Origin of the sequence: Streptomyces sp. NPDC015127, from assembly GCF_043080095.1 — a bacterium.
Taxonomy (GTDB): Bacteria; Actinomycetota; Actinomycetes; order Streptomycetales; family Streptomycetaceae; genus Streptomyces.
The window spans coordinates 377226-393746 of sequence record NZ_JBIBVE010000003.1 but is presented as its reverse complement, the minus strand read 5'-3'; the positions used below and the strand labels follow the sequence as shown (position 1 = coordinate 393746).

Below are 16521 nucleotides of genomic sequence, written 5' to 3'. Positions count from 1 at the left end.
GGACCGCGGGTCCCGGGCGCCCGTCACGCGAAGGGGACCCTCGACCACGGCCGGTCCGGGTCCCACTCCGGTGCGACGCGCGCCATCGCCCGGCGGAACTCCTCCTCCGTGCGGGCCTCGTACAGTGGCGCGAACATCGGTTGGGAGCCGAAATCCCAGATCGCGCCGTCGCGCTTGACGACGAGCACCGGCCCGCCGCCGTAGGTCATCGCGGAGGCGTCGCCGTCGAGGTACGCCTCCGGCTGCGTGTCGACGAGGTACGCGAAGCCCACGTCCCTGATCCGCCGCTCGGGCCGTGGCGTGGCGTACGTCGTACGGACCCACGCGCACAGCTGCGGATACGGCAGCCCCGCCGGCCGGACCGGGTGGGCGGCGGGGGGCATGCGGCCGCCGGTGTAGTGGCCGAGCACCGGATCGAGTCGGGCGCACCACTCACGCAGGCGGGACTTGCGCCGGACGCCGACCCGGCACTCGAGGCGCATGCCGTTGCTGTGCACGACGGTGACGACGAGGCACAGGCCGACCACCGCGTGGTGGACGCCGGCGACCTCGTGCCAGGCGAACTCCGCGTGGTGAGGGCCCTGGTCGAAGGAGATCCCGTGCGCGTCCACGAGCACGGCGTTGTGCGCGTCGGTCGCGATGAACTCGGGGCCGGCGGGCAGGGTTTCGAACGGTGTCACCACAGGGCGACCTTAGCCGAGGAGAGGGGCGGGGCATGCGCCCCGCCCCTGACCACCGACGCCCGCCCGCTAGGGCCTCTCGTTTGGATCATGCCGGGCTCGCGGGCCCTGGCACGCACGCTCGCCGCGTTGTCGTCGGTCGCCATGGCTCCGCCATTGTCTCCCTCCTCCGCCTTGCGATCGCACGCACCAGACCCTCCCCCTACGCCCTGCGGGCGTGGGGGGACCCCCACTCACTGATCCGGCCTGATCCAAACGAAAGACCCTAGACGACGAGGCTGAGCGCCGCCGCGACCGCGAAGCCCGCGACCGACAGGACCGACTCGAGGACCGTCCAGGACTTGAGGGTGTCCCGCTCCGAGATGCCGAAGTACTTGGCGACGATCCAGAATCCGCCGTCGTTGACGTGCGAGGCGAAGATCGAGCCCGCCGAGATCGCCATGATGACCAGCGCCAGGAACGGCTGCGAGTGGTCGCCGTTCTCGACGAGCGGCACGACGATGCCGGCGGTGGTGACGATGGCGACGGTCGCCGACCCCTGCGCCACGCGCAGCACCAGCGATATCAGGTACGCGAGGACGATGACCGGCAGGCCGACGTCGTTGAAGGTGTCGGACAGCGCCTGCGCGACACCACTGGCCTTGAGCACGGCGCCGAAGACGCCGCCCGCACCGACGACGAGCAGGATGTTGCCGACCGGCTTGAGGGACTGGGTGGACACCGACTCGAGGGACTTGCGGGTCCAGCCGCGCCGGATGCCCAGCAGCCAGTACGCCATGACCAGCGCGATCGTCAGGGCGACGAAGGGGCTGCCGAAGAACTCGATGACCGAGCGCAGGGTGGACGGTTCGAGCGTGATGGACGAGAACGTCGCGGCGAGGATGAGGATCAGCGGCGTGCCGATGATGGTGAGCACGGTCCCCAGCGACACCGGTGCCTCCCGCGGCGCCCGGCCCGCGGCGGCCTGCTCGGCGAGGACGGCGGCCTTCGCGTCCTCTGCGGCCTCCACCATGTCCTGCGGGACCTCGACGAACAGCCGCTTGCCGATCCAGGCGGCGTACCCCCAGGCCGCGATCACGGCGGGGATGCCGACCACGATGCCCATGACGATGACCCAGCCGAGGGAGACGTGGAACAGGCCCGCGGCGGCGACGGGGCCGGGGTGGGGCGGCAGGAAGGCGTGCGTCATCGACAGGCCGGCGAGCAGCGGCATCGCGTAGAGGATGATCGACCTGCCGGACCGCTTGGCGGCCGCGTAGACGATCGGCGCGAGCACGAAGATGCCGACGTCGAAGAAGACCGGGATGCCGAAGATGAGGCCGGTCAGTCCCATGGCGAGCGGGGCGCGCTTCTCGCCGAACAGGCCGAGCAGGCGCGAGCTGAGCACCTCGGCGCCGCCGGACACCTCGAGTATCGCGCCGAGCATGGTGCCGAGGCCGATGATGATGGCGACATGGCCGAGGATGCCGCCCATGCCAGTCTCGATCACGGAGACGGCGGCGGACCGCTGGACGGTGCCGAAGAGTTCGGTGACGGACAGGCCCGCGGCGAGCCCGACCGCGATGGACACCGCGAGCAGCGCGACGAACGGCTGCAGCCGCACCTTGATGATCAGCAGGAGCAGCAGGGCGATACCGAGGGCGGCGACGGTGAGAAGACCGGCGGTGCCCTCGATGAGGGTGAGCAGACCACCCGTGTGCGGGGTGGGTGGTGGCGGGGGTGCGGCAGCGGCGATGAACATGGGGGAGCGTCCGTTCCGGGCGGTTTTCGGCAAGGGGGGATCGCGGCACGGCGCTCGCGGAAGGCGCGCCGTGCCGTACTGCTGCGGGTTCAGAAGGATCAGTCCAGGACTGCCAGTGCGTCGATCTCGATGAGCAGGCCGGCGGGGAGACCGACGTAGACCGTCGTACGGGCGGCGGGGGCCGCCGTCAGGTCCTTGAAGTACTCGTTGTAGATCTCGTTCATCTCGGCGAAGTGGGCCGTGTCCGTGAGGTAGACGCGGATCATCATCACGTCGTCCCAGGAGGCGCCGCCCTCTTCGAGGATCGCCTGCACGTTGGCGAACGTCTGGAGCGTCTGCTCGCGCAGGGTGGGCCCGGCGGGGGTGGGGGCCTTGCCCTCCTCGGCCGGCAGGAAGCCGACCTGTCCGGCGACCTGGAGGATGTTGCCCTTCCTGACGCCGTGCGAGAACTTCGCGGGCGGGGCCGTGTGGGTGCTCGGGGTGATCGCGGTCTTCTCGCTCATGCGCGTGCTTCCTTCTGCGGGGTGTGGCCTGAGTACTCCCGCGTGATGGCGTCGGCGGTGCGCCGCACCAGCGGGAGGAGGGTGAGGAGTTCGTCGGCGGTGACGACGACGTTCGGCGCGGACACCGACATGGCAGCGACTGCCCGGCCGTCCGCACCGCGGATGGGGGCCGCGATGCAGTTGATGGACTCCTCGTGGCCGCCGAGGTCGGTGGCCCAGCCCTGTTCGCGTACGGTGGCCAGCTCCTTGAGGAAGGCGCCGGCGTTCGGGATCGAACGGGACGTGTACATGGGGTAGTCGAGCTTCTCGGCGACGGCACGCCGCTCGGGCTCGGGGAGGTCGGCCAGCAGCAGCTTGGCCACGGCCGCGACGGTGATGGCGACGGGCTTGCCGATCCGGGAGTACATCCGGACCGGGTACCGGCTCTCGACCTTGTCGATGTAGATGACTTCGCTCTCCTCGTGCACCGCGAGGTGGACGGTGTGCCCGATCTGCTCGTTGAGCGCGACGAGATGGGGGTGCGCGATCTCGCGCACGTCGAGGTTCTCGACGGCCTCCTGCGCGAGCGCGATCAGCCGGGCGCCGAGGCGGTAGCGCTGGTCCTGCTGGCGGTAGACGAGGCCGTGCTCGTGCAGCGTGCGCAGCAGGCGCAGCGCGGTGGACTTGTGGACGCCGAGCCGGTCGGCGACCTGTCCGAGGTCGGCGGGCCCCTGCGCGAGCAGCGGCAGGATGCTCAGCGCGCGGTCGACTGTCTGGCTCATGGTGTGCGTACCTCCTGGTCTGCCCCTGTCCACCCGGGGCCGAGGTGCAGTCTCCCCCAGCCCTCGTCGTCGAGGGCGACGAGCCGGTCGGCGTGCGCGGCGGCGGGAGGGGCACCCAGGTCACCGGCGACGGTGAGCGTGGCGGCGGCGTACAGGTGCCCGTGCCGGAGCCGGTCCTTCACGGACAGCCCGCGGAGGCTGCCGCCGAGGAACCCGGCGGCGAAGGCGTCCCCGGCGCCGGTGGCGGCGACGACGCGCACGGCCGGGGCGGGCACGTGCGTGACGGTGTCGGGGGCTCCGCCCCCGCGCACCCGCGCCTCAATCGCCGGCGGGGCTGGATTTCGCGGAGCGAAATCAGCCCCGCCGGCGATTGAGGACACCGCGCGAAGCGCGGTACGGGGTCCGGGGCTTGCCCCGGTTACGGGAAGGGGCGGGGTGGGGAAAGCCTCCCGCGCGAACGCCACCGCTCCCGCCGCCCCCCGCTTCACCACCAGCACCGACGGCTCCGGCAGCGCCTCGCGGATCGCGTCGGCGCCCCGCAGGCCCCACGCCTCCTCCGCCTCGTCCTCGCCCACGAACACGATGTCCGCGCCCCGGGCGAGCTCCAGCAGCATCCGTGCGCCGGACGACGGGTCGCGCCACAGGCCCGGCCGGTGGTTCACGTCGAAGGAGACCGGCGGCCGGCCGTCCCGTCGTGCGGTCAGCTCCCGCATCAGCGCGCGGCAGTTGGGGGACAGGGCGGCGGTGATGCCCGAGAGGTGGAGCACACGCCCGGACCACACGTCCTCGCCCCGCACGTTCGCCGGCGACATCGCCGACGCCGCCGAGCCCGTCCGGTAGTACACGACCTCGTGCTCGTCCGTCGCCCGGTCGCCCGCCGTACGGAAGTACACGCCCGTGGGGCGCTCGGCGTCGCGCATGACGGCCGAGGTGTCCACCCCGTACGCCGCGATCGCCGCCACCAGGTGGTCGCCGAAACCGTCCGCGCCCACGCGCCCGACCCAGCGCGTGCGGTGGCCCGCCGCCGCGAGCGCGCACGCCACGTTGGACTCTGCGCCGCCGATGCCGCGCACGAACGACGGCACATCGGCGAGGCGGCCCTCGCGGGTGGGCAGGAACGTGACCATGGACTCGCCGAGGCAGACGACGTCCACGGGGGCCTGCACGCTCGCGGTCATGATCGCGGGGGCTCCTTGCTGGTCGGTCGCCGGACACCATTGACCCGGCGTTGGCTCGGATGTTAGACAGCGATAAGCGAAATACGCAATGGTCGTTGCAAATCATGCAACGCCACAGAGGAGGGCCCCATGGCTGCCGACAACGCCGTCGCACGACTCGCCGACGAACCGGTCGACCACCGATTCAAGGCGCTGCCGCCCGACGCCGAGGGCCGGACCGTCGGCGAACTGGCGGCCGCCCGGCTCAACCTCTTCACCGGCGGCTTCACCACCCCGGTCCTGGCCCTGTCCGCCGAGTCGGTGGAGCACAACCTCGCGCTTCTCGAGACATACGCCGAGCGCCACGGCCTCGCCTTCGCCCCGCACGGCAAGACCTCCATGTCGCCGCAGCTCTTCGCGCGCCAGCTGGAGTACGGCGCCTGGGGCATCACGGCCGCCGTGCCGCACCAGGTCCGCGTCTACCGGGCGTACGGCATCGAGCGGATCTTCCTGGCCAACGAGGTGGTCGACGCGGCCGCGCTGCGCTGGATCGGGCAGGAGCTCGACGCCGACCCCGGCTTCCGGCTCATCTGCTACGTCGACTCCGTGCGCGGCGTCGAACTCATGGACCAGGCGCTGCGCGGCACCTCGCGCCCGCTGGACGTCGTCGTCGAGCTGGGCGCGGGCGAGGACGCGCGCACCGGTGCCCGTACGGAGGCCGACTGCGCGGCCGTCGCCGACGCGGTGGCCGCCGCCGGGACGCTGCGCCTGGTCGGCGTCGCCGGCTACGAGGGCGAGGTCCCACGCGCCGATGCCGATCGGGTGCGCGCCTGGCTGCGCAGGCTGGTGGCGCTGGCGGCGGACTTCGACAAGGCGGGCCGGTTCGAGGGCACCGACGAGATCGTCGTCAGCGCGGGCGGCAGCGCGTGGTTCGACGCGGTGGCCGAGGTGTTCGCCGAGATCCCCGACCTGTCCGCGCCGGTCCTCAAGCTGCTGCGCTCCGGCGCGTACGTCTCGCACGACGACGGCCACTACCGGCACCTGACCCCCTTCAACCGGGTCCCCGAGGAGGGTGCGCTCCAGCCGGCGTTCCGCCTCTGGGCCCAGGTCGTCTCGCGCCCCACCCCGGAACAGGCGTTCGTGAACGCGGGCAAGCGGGACGCGGCGTACGACCTCGACCTGCCCGAGGCCCAGGTCGTCCGCGACGCCCGCACCGGCGAGATCCGCCCGGCCACCGGCCTGACGGTCACGGCCCTGTCCGACCAGCACGGCTGGCTGCGGACGGCCCCTGAGGCGCGGCTGGAGGTCGGCGACTGGGTGGGGCTGGGGCTGTCGCACCCGTGCACGAGCTTCGACAAGTGGCAGCTGATTCCGCTGGTGGAGGCGGACGGCACGGTCACGGACTACATCCGCACGTTCTTCTGACCGGGAGCGCGTTTCCCCACCCCGCCCCTTCCCGTAACTGGGCCTTCGCCCCATTTGGAGCCCCGCCGGCGATTGAGGCGCTGGGGCCCGGGGGCAGCGCCCCCGGTCCGGAAAGGGGCGGGGCGGGGGAACGCCCCGCGCAGCGGACTCCCCACCGCAGCGGCCCCCACCCCCCTCCCGAAAGGCACCGCACCCCATGGACCTCGTCATCCGCGACGCGCGCGTCATCGACGGCACCGGCGGTGCCTCCTACCGCGCCGACGTCGGCCTCACCCGCGGCCGCATCGCCGCGATACGCCGCGAGGGCGACCCCGCCCTCTCCGGCACCCGCACGCTCGACGCCCACGGCCTCGCGCTCTCCCCCGGCTTCATCGACATGCACGCCCACAGCGACCTCGCCCTGCTGCGCGATCCCGACCACAGCGCCAAGGCGGCCCAGGGCGTGACCCTCGAAGTGCTCGGGCAGGACGGCCTGTCGTACGCGCCGGTCGACGACGCCACCCTCGCCGAGGTCCGCACGGCCATCACCGGCTGGAACGGCGGTGCGCCCGGCGACACGACCGTCGACTTCGACTGGCGCACGGTCGGCGAGTACCTCGACCGGCTCGACCGCGGCATCGCCGTCAACGCCGCGTACCTCGTCCCGCAGGGCACCGTCCGGATGTACGCCGTGGGCTGGGAGGACCGTCCCGCCACGGACGCCGAGCTGACCCGCATGAAGCAGCTCGTCGCCGAGGGCCTGGAGCAGGGCGCCGTCGGCCTGTCGTCGGGGCTGACGTACACGCCGGGGATGTACGCGAGCGACTCCGAACTCGCCGAGCTGTGCCGCGTCGTGGCCGCGTACGGCGGCTACTACTGCCCCCACCACCGCTCCTACGGCGCGGGCGCGCTCGAGGCGTACGAGGAGATGGTGGCGCTCACGCGCGAGGCGGGCTGCGCGCTCCATCTCGCGCACGCCACCATGAACTTCGGCGTGAACAAGGGCAGGGCCCCGGAGCTGCTGGCCCTGCTCGACAAGGCGCTGGACGAAGGCGCCGACATCACCCTCGACACCTACCCGTACACCCCCGGCTGCACGACCCTCGTCGCCGTGCTGCCGAGCTGGGCGGGCGAGGGCGGCCCCGACGCGGTGCTCGCCCGGCTCCGGGACGACGCGACGGCGGAGCGCATCCGCCACCATCTGGAGGAGGTCGGCTCGGACGGCTGCCACGGTGTGCCGGTCGAGTGGGACACGATCGAGATCTCCGGCGTGAGCGACCCCGCCCTGACGGACCACGTCGGCCGGACGGTCCTGCAGTCCGCGCAGGCTCGCGGCGAGGCACCGTGGGTCACCGCCCGGCGCCTGCTGATCGAGGACCGCCTCGGCTCGACGATCCTCCAGCACGTCGGCCACGAGGAGAACGTCCGCGCGATCATGCGCCACCGCGTCCACACCGGCGGCAGCGACGGCATCCTCCAGGGCCTCAAGCCGCATCCGCGGGCGTACGGCACCTTCCCGCACTACCTCGGCCGGTACGCCCGCGACCTGGGCATCCTCACCCTGGAGGAGATGGTCGCCCATCTGACGTCCCGCCCGGCGGCCCGCCTGCGGCTGCCCGACCGCGGCCTGGTGCGCGAGGGCTACCGCGCCGACCTGGTCCTCTTCGACCCGGACACGGTGGCCGCGGGCTCCACGTTCGAGGCGCCGCGCACGCTGCCGGTGGGCATCCCGTACGTGCTGATCGACGGCCGGTTCGTCATCGAGGACGGCGCCCGCACGAATGTGCTGGCCGGCCGCTCGGTACGCCGCACCGGATCGCCGGACCCCGCGGCCGGCCGGTCCTAGGGCCTCCCGTTTGGATCATGCCGGGCTCGCGGGCCCTGGCACGCACGCTCGCCGCGTTGTCGTCGGTCGCCATGGCTCCGCCATTGTCTCCCTCCTCCGCCTTGCGATCGCACGCACCAGACCCCGCTCACTGATCCGGCCTGATCCAAACGAAAGACCCTAGTTCACGCCGCTCGGGCGGAACTGGATGCTGATGCGCGGCCCCACCGGGCGTGCCGTCTTCGGCACGGCGTGTTCCCAGGTCCGCTGGCAGGACCCGCCCATCACGATCAGGTCGCCGTGGCCGAGCGCCCGGCGCACCTGTGTCCCGCCGCCGCCCGCGGGGCGCAGCACGAGATCGCGCGGGGCGCCCACGGAGAGGATCGCGACCATGGTGTCCTCCCGCGCACCCCGGCCGATACGGTCCCCGTGCCAGGCCACGCTGTCGTGTCCGTCCCGGTAGTAGCAGAGCCCGGCGGTGACGAACGGCTCGCCCAGCTCGTCCTCGTAGTGCCGGGACAGCGCGTCGCGTGCATGGTCCAGCACGGGATGGGGCAGCGGCTCGCCCTCCTTGTAGTAGGCGAGCAGCCGGGGCACGTCCACCTCCCGCTCGTACATCTGGCGGCGCTCCGCCCGCCAGGGCACATCGCGGACGAGTACGTCGAAGAGCTCGTCCGCGCCGGTCAGCCAGCCGGGCAGCACGTCGAGCCACGCCCCGTTCCCGAGGATGGTGCGCCCCATACCGTCCAGCGAGCCGAGGCGGATCTCGTCGGCCTGGTCGAAGAGCGAGCCCTGGAGATGTACGGCCATGTCTCTCACCGTACCCCCAGAACCGAACACACGAGCGAGCGAACGTTTTGTCGTCTCCCGGACGTTCCCGGAAGGGTCCGTTGGAGTCCGAGTTTGCCGTGATCCGTTACCGGTGCCCCATTGCGGCGTTGAAGGGGGAGTGAAGGCCGCAACACCTGCGGTCGCCTCTCGACACTGCAAGGAGAAGTTGATGTCGCGTATCGCGAAGGCCGCCGCCGTTGTCGCCGGCACGGGTGCCATCCTCGCCGGCGGCGCCGGCATTGCTGCCGCCAACGCTGACGGGTACGGTGCGGCCGTCGGTTCCCCGGGTGTCATCTCGGGCAACCTGGTCCAGGTCCCGGTCCACGTGCCCGTCAACGTCTGCGGCAACACGGTGAACGTCATCGCGCTGCTCAACCCGGCGTTCGGCAACGCCTGCGAGAACGTCGACGAGGAGAACAACAACGGCGGCGGCGGCTCCTGACCACCGGCTCGCCTCTGCGGCCTCCCCCGCCTCACGCGGGGGAGGCCGCAGTCGTATGCGGCGGCGCACGGCGCACGGCATGCAGGGGCCCTGGGGCCGGCCGGGAGATCCCGGCCGGCCCCAGGGCCCCTGCGTCGGGCGTGGCCTCTCGCCACCACGCCGACCGCGAGAAGGGCACGCAGCACGAGGCGGCGGGCAAGGGGCCCGCCGCGGTCGCCGTAGCGCTCAGTCCAGCCCCAGCGCGGCGGTGGGGGAGCCCTGGACCACAGGAGCGATCAGCCCGACCGCCGGGAGCGTGGGCTCGGGCAGGCCGGACTCGGCGCGCGGCTGCGTGAGCGGCGCTCCGAGCGTGGCACCCGGGCTCGCCAGCTTGAGGTCCGAGGCCGTGGACGTCGCCTTGCCGACACCGAGATTGCCCTCGCCGAGCGGGTTCTCGACGGGGAGTTCCAACAGGGTGGGCGCCAGTTCGCCGGTCAGCGGCACGGAGGGCACGGTGTTCTCCGGCAGCAGGTTCCCGGTGACGAAGCGCGGCCCCTCGGGCGCGCCGGGCGTCAGCAGCGGCACTCCGGTGCTCAACTGCGGGGCCTGGAGGGGCAACGCCTTCAGGCCCTGCAGAGGTACGTTCACCGGGACCGATCCGTCCGCGACGGCGGGAGCGGCGGCCACGCCCGACGCCATGCAGGCCACGACTGCCGCCAAGGACCCTCGAATGATCGACTTCATGTGTGTGTTCGTCCCCTCTGGACACGTGAGCCGGCTCACGTGAGTGACGTGATCGCTGCCGGGTCGCTTCCGAATCGCCCGGCCTTCGTTGCACTGCAACAACGAGCAGGAAGGCCGGACCCGTGCAAATTTCGCCTGTCCGCAGCAATACGCGGACGCAAGGTGACGCATGGGCCGGCGACGACCGCCCGGGGGGTGGTGGACTCCGGGTTCGACGACCGGGTCCGCACGCCGCCGTTCCCGGTCGACGGCGTGAACGGCGTCGACCGGGACGCGGGCGCGCCGTCAGCCCCGCGGCTGCGAAACGGGCAGCAGCACGTGGGCGGTGGCCATGAGCATGGCCTCGTCGCCCAGGAACGCCTGGAGGACCTCCTCGGTGACGGGCTCGCCGGGCTTCGCCTCCGGCCACGCCCGGCCCGCGATCATGAAGTACACCTGGCCGCGCTTCTCGGCGGCGGCCAGCCACTCGGCCGGGGCGGGGTACTGCGCGTTCATGTAGGGCATGGTGACGGCCGCCTGACCGGCCTGGACCAGCAACTGGATCGGGGAGACACTCTCGCCGGTGAAGTCGTTCAGGATGTCGCCGGTGGTGAGTCCGAGCTCCTCGATCATCGCCTGGGCTGCCCGGCCCGCGGCCTCGGCGCCGCCCGGGCCGTCGCCGAGGGAGTAGGCGACGAGGTACGGGGTGTCCTGGCCCCGGTCCGGGGCGCCGGTCCAGGCGAGCAGGGCGAGGGTGCCCAAATCGCCGCGGCCGACAGTGGTTTTGGGGGTGTTTGCAGTGGTCATGGCTCGGCACCCTAGTGCCCGGCCGCCCCTCGTCAGCTCCCCCGTTCACCTGCGTGGGTGAACCGCCCGCGCGACCGTTCCCGTACGGCGACGGCAGTGTGGCGCGCTCCGCGTCATGCGGGTGGTGGGTCTCACCGCGTTGGGCGACGGCTTCGAAAGGCCGTTCCTCATGTACCCCACGGTCCGGGCGCGGCAGTGACCTCGGCAGCCGGGCGCGCGTTGGCCGCGGTATGGCAAGGACTACCGCGCCGGCTCGTTGGCAGCGCGTGCAGACGAGAACCGATTCGGCACCGGCGGCGCCGCCCGGCAGCAGCCCGATCTACGAACAGCTGGCGCGCGAGTGGGCGGCCGCCGGCCGGACCCTGCCGGGCCGGCCGGACGGTGAATGGACGCGGCTCACCCTCTTCCCCGCACCGCCGCCGGAGGACCAGCCGCTGCGCCCGTCTCCCCCGCCGCCCCGCCGCGGCTGGCTCCACGACCGCACGGCCTGACTCTGCCCCGGCCGGCCACGGACCTGGTCGCCCCACACCCGCCCCACGAAAACCACCCACCGCCAGCAACCACCAACGACCCCTGCCCCGGCCCGCCACGGACCTGGTCGCCCCACACCCGCCCCACGACAACCACCCACCGCCAGCAACCACCTACGGCCCCTGCCCCGGCCCGCCACGGACCTGGTCGCACGGGGTCAACGATCAAGAGCGGGGCGCGTCACTCCCGTCGTCGAGGCGGGCGCGCCGGGTGGGGGAGCCAGGGGTGCGCAGGCGTCGGCGCACGCCCGCGACGAGCCGCCGCGCGGCGCGTCGTCGAGCAGTCTCAGCCGCCCCAGGTCGGGGGCGTATCCGGTCGCAGCGACGACATGGCCCGTGTCGAGCGAGCGCCTGGTGCCGTCGGGGGCGCGCAGTTCGAGCCTCACCCGGCCGTCCGGGCGGACCCGGGCGCCCCGCGGGTCGTGGCCGAGGAGTTCGGGGACCCGCCCCTCGTAGCGTTCGCGCAGCCACCACGCGCCCGCCGGACGGAGCGCGGGACCCGCTGCCCGTCGACGAGGCGCCGATCGACGTGCCGATCGACGAGGTGCCGATGCCGGACGAGTGGTGTCTGTCCGATGATCTCGCCGCCCTGGTCAGACAGTGGGTGCCCGACGAGGAGGTCTGCTTCAGCCTCTCCCCGACGTCGGACTGGCGGATCTGACGAAGTCCCCTCCGCACGCCGGCCGTTGAGCCGGCCACGCCACTCCCGCGCGGTCGGCACACGGCGGCGTACTTTGCGCGCACCGGCACACCCCCTTCACCTGGGGAAGCAATCCAACGTGTGATACGGCAGAACCTTTCTCCTGTTTGCTCGTTGACCCATATCCGCCTGGCCGATCAGGCGCAGGTGCGCGACATAAACGTGAGTGCGGAACGGTTTCCCGTACGGGCACGGCTCGTTACGCCTGTCGACGGCGGAGAACACCGCCGGGAAAGGGATTGAAGACATGAAGCACTCGAGGGCTGCTGCCATCCTTGCCGGTTCCTTCGCGGCGATGGGCGCGGCCACGCCGGCGTTCGCCGCCGAACAGGCGGCCATGCCTCCCATGAGCCTGAACAACGGTGTGGCCGAAGTGGTCTCCGCCGGCGTCTCGCAGTTGGAGGAGACCGCCAAGCCGGGAGCCGCACTCGGCAAGGTCACCGATACCGTCACCGATCTGAACAGCGTCAAGGGCAACGCCCCCGAGCAGGTGCTGAAGACGGCGGCGGCGACCACCCCGATGCTCGGCGGCATCTCGCTCGGCGGCTGATCTCGCGGCGTCGGCGGCACCCGGCGTCCGCCCGGAACAGCCCTTGCGGCACAGCACCGGCAACAACTGACGTACCACGTGCGAGAGCCCCGGCGCCATGAAGCGGCCGGGGCTCTCGCACGGGTGCGGCTGGGCGGCACCGGGCGTCAGCCGGTCCAGAAGTCCCACCAGCGGGTCAGGATCAGCATTCCGATGATCCCGATGTGCAGCACCGGCAGCACCCACGTGAACTCGCCGAGGAAACCGCGCACCGCGGCCGGCGCGGGCAGCAGACCGTGCCGCACATTGTGCGAGGTCACGTACCAGAACATGACGATCGTGGCGACCCACGCCAGCGAACACCACAGGCACAGCGCGTTGATCTCGTACAGCGACTGCTGCATCAGCCACATGCAGAACCCGACACCGAACAGCGTCCCCGCGTTCAGCCCCAGCCAGTACCACCGCCGAAAACGCGCCCCCGCCAGCAGCGCCAGCCCGATCCCGATCACCACGCCGTAGGCGACCAGACCCAGCATCGGGTTCGGGAACCCGAACACCGCCGCCTGCTCGCTCTTCATGATGTTCCCGCAGGACACCACGGGATTCAGGCTGCAGCCCGGCGTGAAACCCGGATCCTCCAGCAGCCTGAACTTGTCGATCGTGATCACCCACGCCGCCAGCAAACCGGCCGCGCCCGTGACCACCAGCATCCTGGCGAAGGCCCGGCTCGCGCCGACCACGGACCGGGCATCGTCCTTGACGGCCCGCCGCCTCCCCTTCTGTTCGACGGACAAAGACCCGGTCGTCGTTATTGTCATAGAGAATTCACCGCTCGCTCGGCCCGATGGATTCGCCTATTGTGCCGTACCCGCATGGGGGTGCGCGGGCGAAGAATCCAGCGGGCCGGCGTGCGTCGGAATCAAACAACCGAAAAGACATGTGAATTCAGCCGCGCATTTCGCTCGCCGGTTCGGACATGAACGCGTGAGGCATATGAGTGACTTTTCGCACCGGCCGTCGCGCATCGGTTCGCGAGCGGGAACCGATGCGTTACTAGTTCTGCGGAGGCATGCCCGCATGGATGAATGCGGCTGCGCGGCACGAAGGCCGTACCGCGCACGGCGCCCTCGCTGAAAGGATCGAAATGAAGCACATGAAGGCTGCAGCGGTCGTCGCCGGTCTCGTCATGGCCCTGGGCAGCGCGGCGCCGGCCATGGCCGACGTACACGCCGAGGGCTGGGCGGTCGGCAGCCCGGGCGTGCTGTCGGGCAACCTCGTCCAGATCCCGATCCACGCCCAGGTCAACGCCTGCGGCAACACCGTCAGCGTCATCGGCTTGCTGAACCCGGCCGCGGGCAACGCCTGCGTCAACGACTGACGTTCCGGACGGCGCCCGCGGGTGCCCTGACGGAAACGGCCCCGAGGAGCGACCTCCTCGGGGCCGCTCCGTGCCCGGGCCCGTGGCCGTCTTCCGGCGATCCGCGCCGCTAGGCGGTCCTGGTGCCGATCACCACCGTCGCGTCCAGCTCCTCGCACACCTCGACGCGCGGGGCGAGGCCGTGCTCGGCGAAGGCGGCGGCGGTCCTCGGGGCCTGGCGCTCACTCGTCTCGATGAGCAGCACCCCGCCCGGCGTCAGCCATCGCGCCGCTTCCGCGGTCACCCGCCGCTGGATGGCGAGCCCGTCGTCGCCGCCGTCGAGCGCGACGAGCGGCTCGTGGTCCCGCGCCTCGGGAGGCAGGAAGCCGATCTCGCCGGTCGGCACATAGGGGGCGTTGGCGACGAGGACGTCGATGCGGCCGACGAGCTCCGGGGGCAGGGCCTGGTAGAGGTCGCCCTCGTGCACGCGCCCGCCCACGGCGGCGACATTGCGCCGTGCGCAGCGGACGGCGGCCGGCTCGATGTCCGCCGCGTGCAGTTCGCCCCCGCCGAGCGCGTGCACCACGGCCGCGCCGAGGGCGCCCGAGCCGCAGCACAGGTCGACGACGACTGCGTCCGGCGGGGCGAGGCCGACCGCGCACTCGACGAGGAATTCGCTGCGCCGCCGGGGCACGAACACCCCGGAGTCGACGGCGACACGCAGGCCGTGGAACTCGGCCCAGCCGAGAACGTGTTCGAGGGGCAGACCCGTGACGCGGCGTTCGATCATCGCGTCGAGCTCGGCGGCGTCGCGGGCGGTGGAGATCAGCAGGTGCGCCTCGTCCTCGGCGAAGACACATCCGGCGGCGCGGAGGGTCGTGACGACCGGGGCGAGGGAGCGGGGAGGAACCGGCATGGAAAGCCTTTCGGGAACCGAAGGGCACTCCCGCGGTCACCCGAGCGTGTTCACGCCCGGCCGACCGTACGGCCTCGGAAGGGGAGCACCCTGACTGCGCTGGCGGAAATGGGGCTCACCTCCCGGGTCGGTCCGTGCACTGCAGGAGGGCTCACCCTACCGGTTCCGCGCCCGGGCCCCGGTCCCCGGCGTGACGAGCGCAACATCCCTGTGTGCGGCTCCCCGAATCAGAGGCGGTCCGGCCGTTCACGGAGGGCAATCGAAGGGGTCCGGCCGCCACCACCCCCGGAAGCAACAAACCAGGACATTCACGCCATGCTTCCGTGGCCCGAAACACGGAGCGATCACTCGCGGGCGCCCGTAAGCTCTCGGCATGCAGGTGATCCAGTCCACGAAGCTCGCAAACGTCTGTTACGAAATCCGGGGCCCGGTCCTCGAGGAGGCGATGCGGCTCGAGGCGGCAGGTCACCGCATCCTCAAGCTCAACACGGGAAACCCCGCGGCCTTCGGATTCGACTGCCCGCCGGAGATCCTCGAGGACGTCCTGCGCAACGTCGGCAGCGCGCACGGATACGGCGACGCCAAGGGGCTGCTGTCCGCCCGCCGCGCCGTGATGCAGCACTACCAGACCAAGGGCATCGACCTCGACGTCGAGGACGTCTACCTCGGCAACGGCGTCTCCGAGCTGATCCAGATGTCGATGCAGGCGCTGCTGGACGACGGTGACGAGGTGCTCGTACCGGCACCCGACTACCCGCTGTGGACGGCGTCCGTGTCGCTGTCCGGCGGCACCGCCGTGCATTACCGCTGCGACGAGCAGTCCGGCTGGATGCCCGATCTCGCGGACATCGAGCGCAAGATCACCGACCGCACCAAGGCGATCGTGATCATCAACCCGAACAATCCGACGGGCGCCGTCTACGACGACGCGATGCTGCGGAGCCTCACCGAGATCGCCCGGCGTCACAACCTTGTCGTCTGCTCCGACGAGATCTACGACAAGATCCTCTACGACGGCGCGACGCACACGCCGACCGCGGCGATCGCCCCCGACCTGCTGGTGCTCACCTTCAACGGGCTCTCGAAGAACTACCGCGTCGCCGGCTACCGCTCCGGATGGCTGGCGGTGTGCGGCCCGAAGGCGCACGCGGCCTCGTACATCGAGGGCCTGACGATCCTCGCCAACATGCGGCTGTGCGCCAACATGCCCGCGCAGCACGCGGTGGCCACCGCGCTCGGCGGCCGGCAGTCGATCGAACAGCTGGTCCTGCCGGGCGGGCGCCTGCTGGAGCAGCGCGACACCGCGTACGAGCAGCTGACGCGGATCCCGGGGATCACCTGCGTGAAGCCCAAGGGCGCCCTGTACCTCTTCCCGCGGCTCGACCCCTCGGTCTACAAGATCAAGGACGACCGGCAGATGGTGCTCGACCTGCTGCGGGCCGAGAAGATCATGGTCGTGCACGGCACGGGCTTCAACTGGCCGGAGCCGGACCACTTCCGCATCGTGACCCTGCCGTCGGCGAAGGATCTGGCGGACGCGGTGACCCGGATCGGCACCTTCCTGGACGGCTACAGCCAGCACTGAGCCGCACACCACATGACAAAGTCCCGAACCGTATCAACTTTAGACTGA

Annotated in this window: 19 protein-coding genes; 8 read left to right on the top strand and 11 right to left on the bottom strand. The window is 71.7% G+C overall.

The window, feature by feature from the left end:
• Nucleotides 1-23: 23 nt before the first annotated feature.
• The 5 genes from ACF08N_RS08060 to ACF08N_RS08040 form a co-directional block, all read right to left on the bottom strand.
• Complete coding sequence (locus tag ACF08N_RS08060) at nt 24-680, bottom strand: hypothetical protein (RefSeq protein ID WP_392323732.1); 657 nt, start codon at nt 678-680, stop codon at nt 24-26.
• Nucleotides 681-945: 265 nt separating this feature from the next.
• The gene (locus tag ACF08N_RS08055; protein ID WP_392323731.1) at nt 946-2421 is read right to left on the bottom strand and encodes a GntP family permease; all 1476 of its coding nucleotides are present in this window, start codon (nt 2419-2421) and stop codon (nt 946-948) included.
• Between the two features lie 98 nt (nt 2422-2519).
• Nucleotides 2520-2924, bottom strand: a complete 405-nt coding sequence (locus ACF08N_RS08050; RefSeq protein WP_392323730.1) for a RidA family protein — start codon at nt 2922-2924, stop codon at nt 2520-2522.
• On the bottom strand, nt 2921-3685 hold the full coding sequence (locus ACF08N_RS08045) for an IclR family transcriptional regulator (protein ID WP_392323729.1): 765 nt from the start codon (nt 3683-3685) through the stop codon (nt 2921-2923). Before ACF08N_RS08045 ends, ACF08N_RS08050 begins: the two co-directional genes overlap by 4 nt.
• Entirely contained in the window at nt 3682-4863 is a 1182-nt protein-coding gene (locus ACF08N_RS08040; RefSeq protein ID WP_392323728.1) for a sugar kinase, read from the bottom strand. Before ACF08N_RS08040 ends, ACF08N_RS08045 begins: the two co-directional genes overlap by 4 nt.
• Before the next feature lie 129 nt (nt 4864-4992).
• Here ACF08N_RS08040 and ACF08N_RS08035 point away from each other — a divergent pair, with 129 nt between their 5' ends.
• Nucleotides 4993-6267 carry an amino acid deaminase gene (locus ACF08N_RS08035; RefSeq protein WP_392323727.1) on the top strand — a complete coding sequence of 425 codons (1275 nt, stop codon included), beginning with the start codon at nt 4993-4995 and terminating at the stop codon, nt 6265-6267.
• 196 nt (nt 6268-6463) lie between these two features.
• The gene (locus tag ACF08N_RS08030; RefSeq protein WP_392323726.1) at nt 6464-8092 is read left to right on the top strand and encodes an amidohydrolase family protein; all 1629 of its coding nucleotides are present in this window, start codon (nt 6464-6466) and stop codon (nt 8090-8092) included.
• 159 nt (nt 8093-8251) lie between these two features.
• Here ACF08N_RS08030 and ACF08N_RS08025 read toward each other — a convergent pair whose 3' ends face one another.
• Nucleotides 8252-8881 carry an alpha-ketoglutarate-dependent dioxygenase AlkB gene (locus tag ACF08N_RS08025; protein ID WP_392323725.1) on the bottom strand — a complete coding sequence of 210 codons (630 nt, stop codon included), beginning with the start codon at nt 8879-8881 and terminating at the stop codon, nt 8252-8254.
• A 190-nt stretch (nt 8882-9071) separates the two neighbouring features.
• On the opposite strand from ACF08N_RS08025, the gene ACF08N_RS08020 reads away from it, so the two are divergent.
• Nucleotides 9072-9344: a chaplin gene (locus ACF08N_RS08020; protein ID WP_392323724.1), complete on the top strand. Its 273-nt coding sequence runs from the start codon at nt 9072-9074 to the stop codon at nt 9342-9344.
• A 225-nt stretch (nt 9345-9569) separates the two neighbouring features.
• Here the strand turns inward: ACF08N_RS08020 and ACF08N_RS08015 are convergent, their stop codons facing one another.
• The gene (locus ACF08N_RS08015) at nt 9570-9971 is read right to left on the bottom strand and encodes a hypothetical protein (RefSeq protein ID WP_392323723.1); all 402 of its coding nucleotides are present in this window, start codon (nt 9969-9971) and stop codon (nt 9570-9572) included.
• Between the two features lie 381 nt (nt 9972-10352).
• The gene (locus ACF08N_RS08010) at nt 10353-10853 is read right to left on the bottom strand and encodes a DUF5949 family protein (RefSeq protein WP_392323722.1); all 501 of its coding nucleotides are present in this window, start codon (nt 10851-10853) and stop codon (nt 10353-10355) included.
• Between the two features lie 266 nt (nt 10854-11119).
• Between ACF08N_RS08010 and ACF08N_RS08005 the strand changes: the two genes are divergently transcribed.
• Complete coding sequence (locus ACF08N_RS08005) at nt 11120-11344, top strand: hypothetical protein (RefSeq protein WP_392323721.1); 225 nt, start codon at nt 11120-11122, stop codon at nt 11342-11344.
• Nucleotides 11345-11541: 197 nt separating this feature from the next.
• Here ACF08N_RS08005 and ACF08N_RS08000 read toward each other — a convergent pair whose 3' ends face one another.
• A complete protein-coding gene (locus ACF08N_RS08000) occupies nt 11542-11769 on the bottom strand; it encodes a hypothetical protein (protein ID WP_392323720.1) in 228 nt (75 codons plus the stop codon).
• A 143-nt stretch (nt 11770-11912) separates the two neighbouring features.
• On the opposite strand from ACF08N_RS08000, the gene ACF08N_RS07995 reads away from it, so the two are divergent.
• Both ACF08N_RS07995 and ACF08N_RS07990 read left to right on the top strand, forming a co-directional pair.
• A complete protein-coding gene (locus ACF08N_RS07995; RefSeq protein WP_392323719.1) occupies nt 11913-12044 on the top strand; it encodes a hypothetical protein in 132 nt (43 codons plus the stop codon).
• A gap of 286 nt (nt 12045-12330) precedes the next feature.
• A complete protein-coding gene (locus ACF08N_RS07990) occupies nt 12331-12633 on the top strand; it encodes a hypothetical protein (protein ID WP_392323718.1) in 303 nt (100 codons plus the stop codon).
• A gap of 146 nt (nt 12634-12779) precedes the next feature.
• Here the strand turns inward: ACF08N_RS07990 and ACF08N_RS07985 are convergent, their stop codons facing one another.
• Nucleotides 12780-13433: a vitamin K epoxide reductase family protein gene (locus tag ACF08N_RS07985; RefSeq protein ID WP_392323717.1), complete on the bottom strand. Its 654-nt coding sequence runs from the start codon at nt 13431-13433 to the stop codon at nt 12780-12782.
• Between the two features lie 326 nt (nt 13434-13759).
• Here ACF08N_RS07985 and ACF08N_RS07980 point away from each other — a divergent pair, with 326 nt between their 5' ends.
• The gene (locus ACF08N_RS07980) at nt 13760-13993 is read left to right on the top strand and encodes a chaplin (RefSeq protein ID WP_392323716.1); all 234 of its coding nucleotides are present in this window, start codon (nt 13760-13762) and stop codon (nt 13991-13993) included.
• A 109-nt stretch (nt 13994-14102) separates the two neighbouring features.
• On the opposite strand, the gene ACF08N_RS07975 is transcribed toward ACF08N_RS07980, so the two are convergent.
• Entirely contained in the window at nt 14103-14888 is a 786-nt protein-coding gene (locus tag ACF08N_RS07975; RefSeq protein ID WP_392323715.1) for a putative protein N(5)-glutamine methyltransferase, read from the bottom strand.
• A 373-nt stretch (nt 14889-15261) separates the two neighbouring features.
• Here ACF08N_RS07975 and ACF08N_RS07970 point away from each other — a divergent pair, with 373 nt between their 5' ends.
• Nucleotides 15262-16473 (top strand): pyridoxal phosphate-dependent aminotransferase, encoded by a 1212-nt coding sequence (locus tag ACF08N_RS07970; protein WP_392323714.1) that lies wholly within the window; start codon nt 15262-15264, stop codon nt 16471-16473.
• Nucleotides 16474-16521: the final 48 nt, after the last annotated feature.

What these genes read in the sequence shown, in the direction of transcription:
- ACF08N_RS08045 (WP_392323729.1), bottom strand. Translation starts at nt 3,685, where the DNA reads ATGAGCCAGACAGTCGACCGCGCGCTGAGCATCCTGCCGCTGCTCGCG.
- ACF08N_RS07990 (WP_392323718.1), top strand. Translation starts at nt 12,331, where the DNA reads ATGAAGCACTCGAGGGCTGCTGCCATCCTTGCCGGTTCCTTCGCGGCG.
- ACF08N_RS08010 (WP_392323722.1), bottom strand. Translation starts at nt 10,853, where the DNA reads ATGACCACTGCAAACACCCCCAAAACCACTGTCGGCCGCGGCGATTTG.
- ACF08N_RS08050 (WP_392323730.1), bottom strand. Translation starts at nt 2,924, where the DNA reads ATGAGCGAGAAGACCGCGATCACCCCGAGCACCCACACGGCCCCGCCC.
- ACF08N_RS08025 (WP_392323725.1), bottom strand. Translation starts at nt 8,881, where the DNA reads ATGGCCGTACATCTCCAGGGCTCGCTCTTCGACCAGGCCGACGAGATC.
- ACF08N_RS08030 (WP_392323726.1), top strand. Translation starts at nt 6,464, where the DNA reads ATGGACCTCGTCATCCGCGACGCGCGCGTCATCGACGGCACCGGCGGT.
- ACF08N_RS08035 (WP_392323727.1), top strand. Translation starts at nt 4,993, where the DNA reads ATGGCTGCCGACAACGCCGTCGCACGACTCGCCGACGAACCGGTCGAC.
- ACF08N_RS08055 (WP_392323731.1), bottom strand. Translation starts at nt 2,421, where the DNA reads ATGTTCATCGCCGCTGCCGCACCCCCGCCACCACCCACCCCGCACACG.
- ACF08N_RS07985 (WP_392323717.1), bottom strand. Translation starts at nt 13,433, where the DNA reads ATGACAATAACGACGACCGGGTCTTTGTCCGTCGAACAGAAGGGGAGG.
- ACF08N_RS08040 (WP_392323728.1), bottom strand. Translation starts at nt 4,863, where the DNA reads ATGACCGCGAGCGTGCAGGCCCCCGTGGACGTCGTCTGCCTCGGCGAG.
- ACF08N_RS08020 (WP_392323724.1), top strand. Translation starts at nt 9,072, where the DNA reads ATGTCGCGTATCGCGAAGGCCGCCGCCGTTGTCGCCGGCACGGGTGCC.
- ACF08N_RS07980 (WP_392323716.1), top strand. Translation starts at nt 13,760, where the DNA reads ATGAAGCACATGAAGGCTGCAGCGGTCGTCGCCGGTCTCGTCATGGCC.
- ACF08N_RS07975 (WP_392323715.1), bottom strand. Translation starts at nt 14,888, where the DNA reads ATGCCGGTTCCTCCCCGCTCCCTCGCCCCGGTCGTCACGACCCTCCGC.
- ACF08N_RS07970 (WP_392323714.1), top strand. Translation starts at nt 15,262, where the DNA reads ATGCAGGTGATCCAGTCCACGAAGCTCGCAAACGTCTGTTACGAAATC.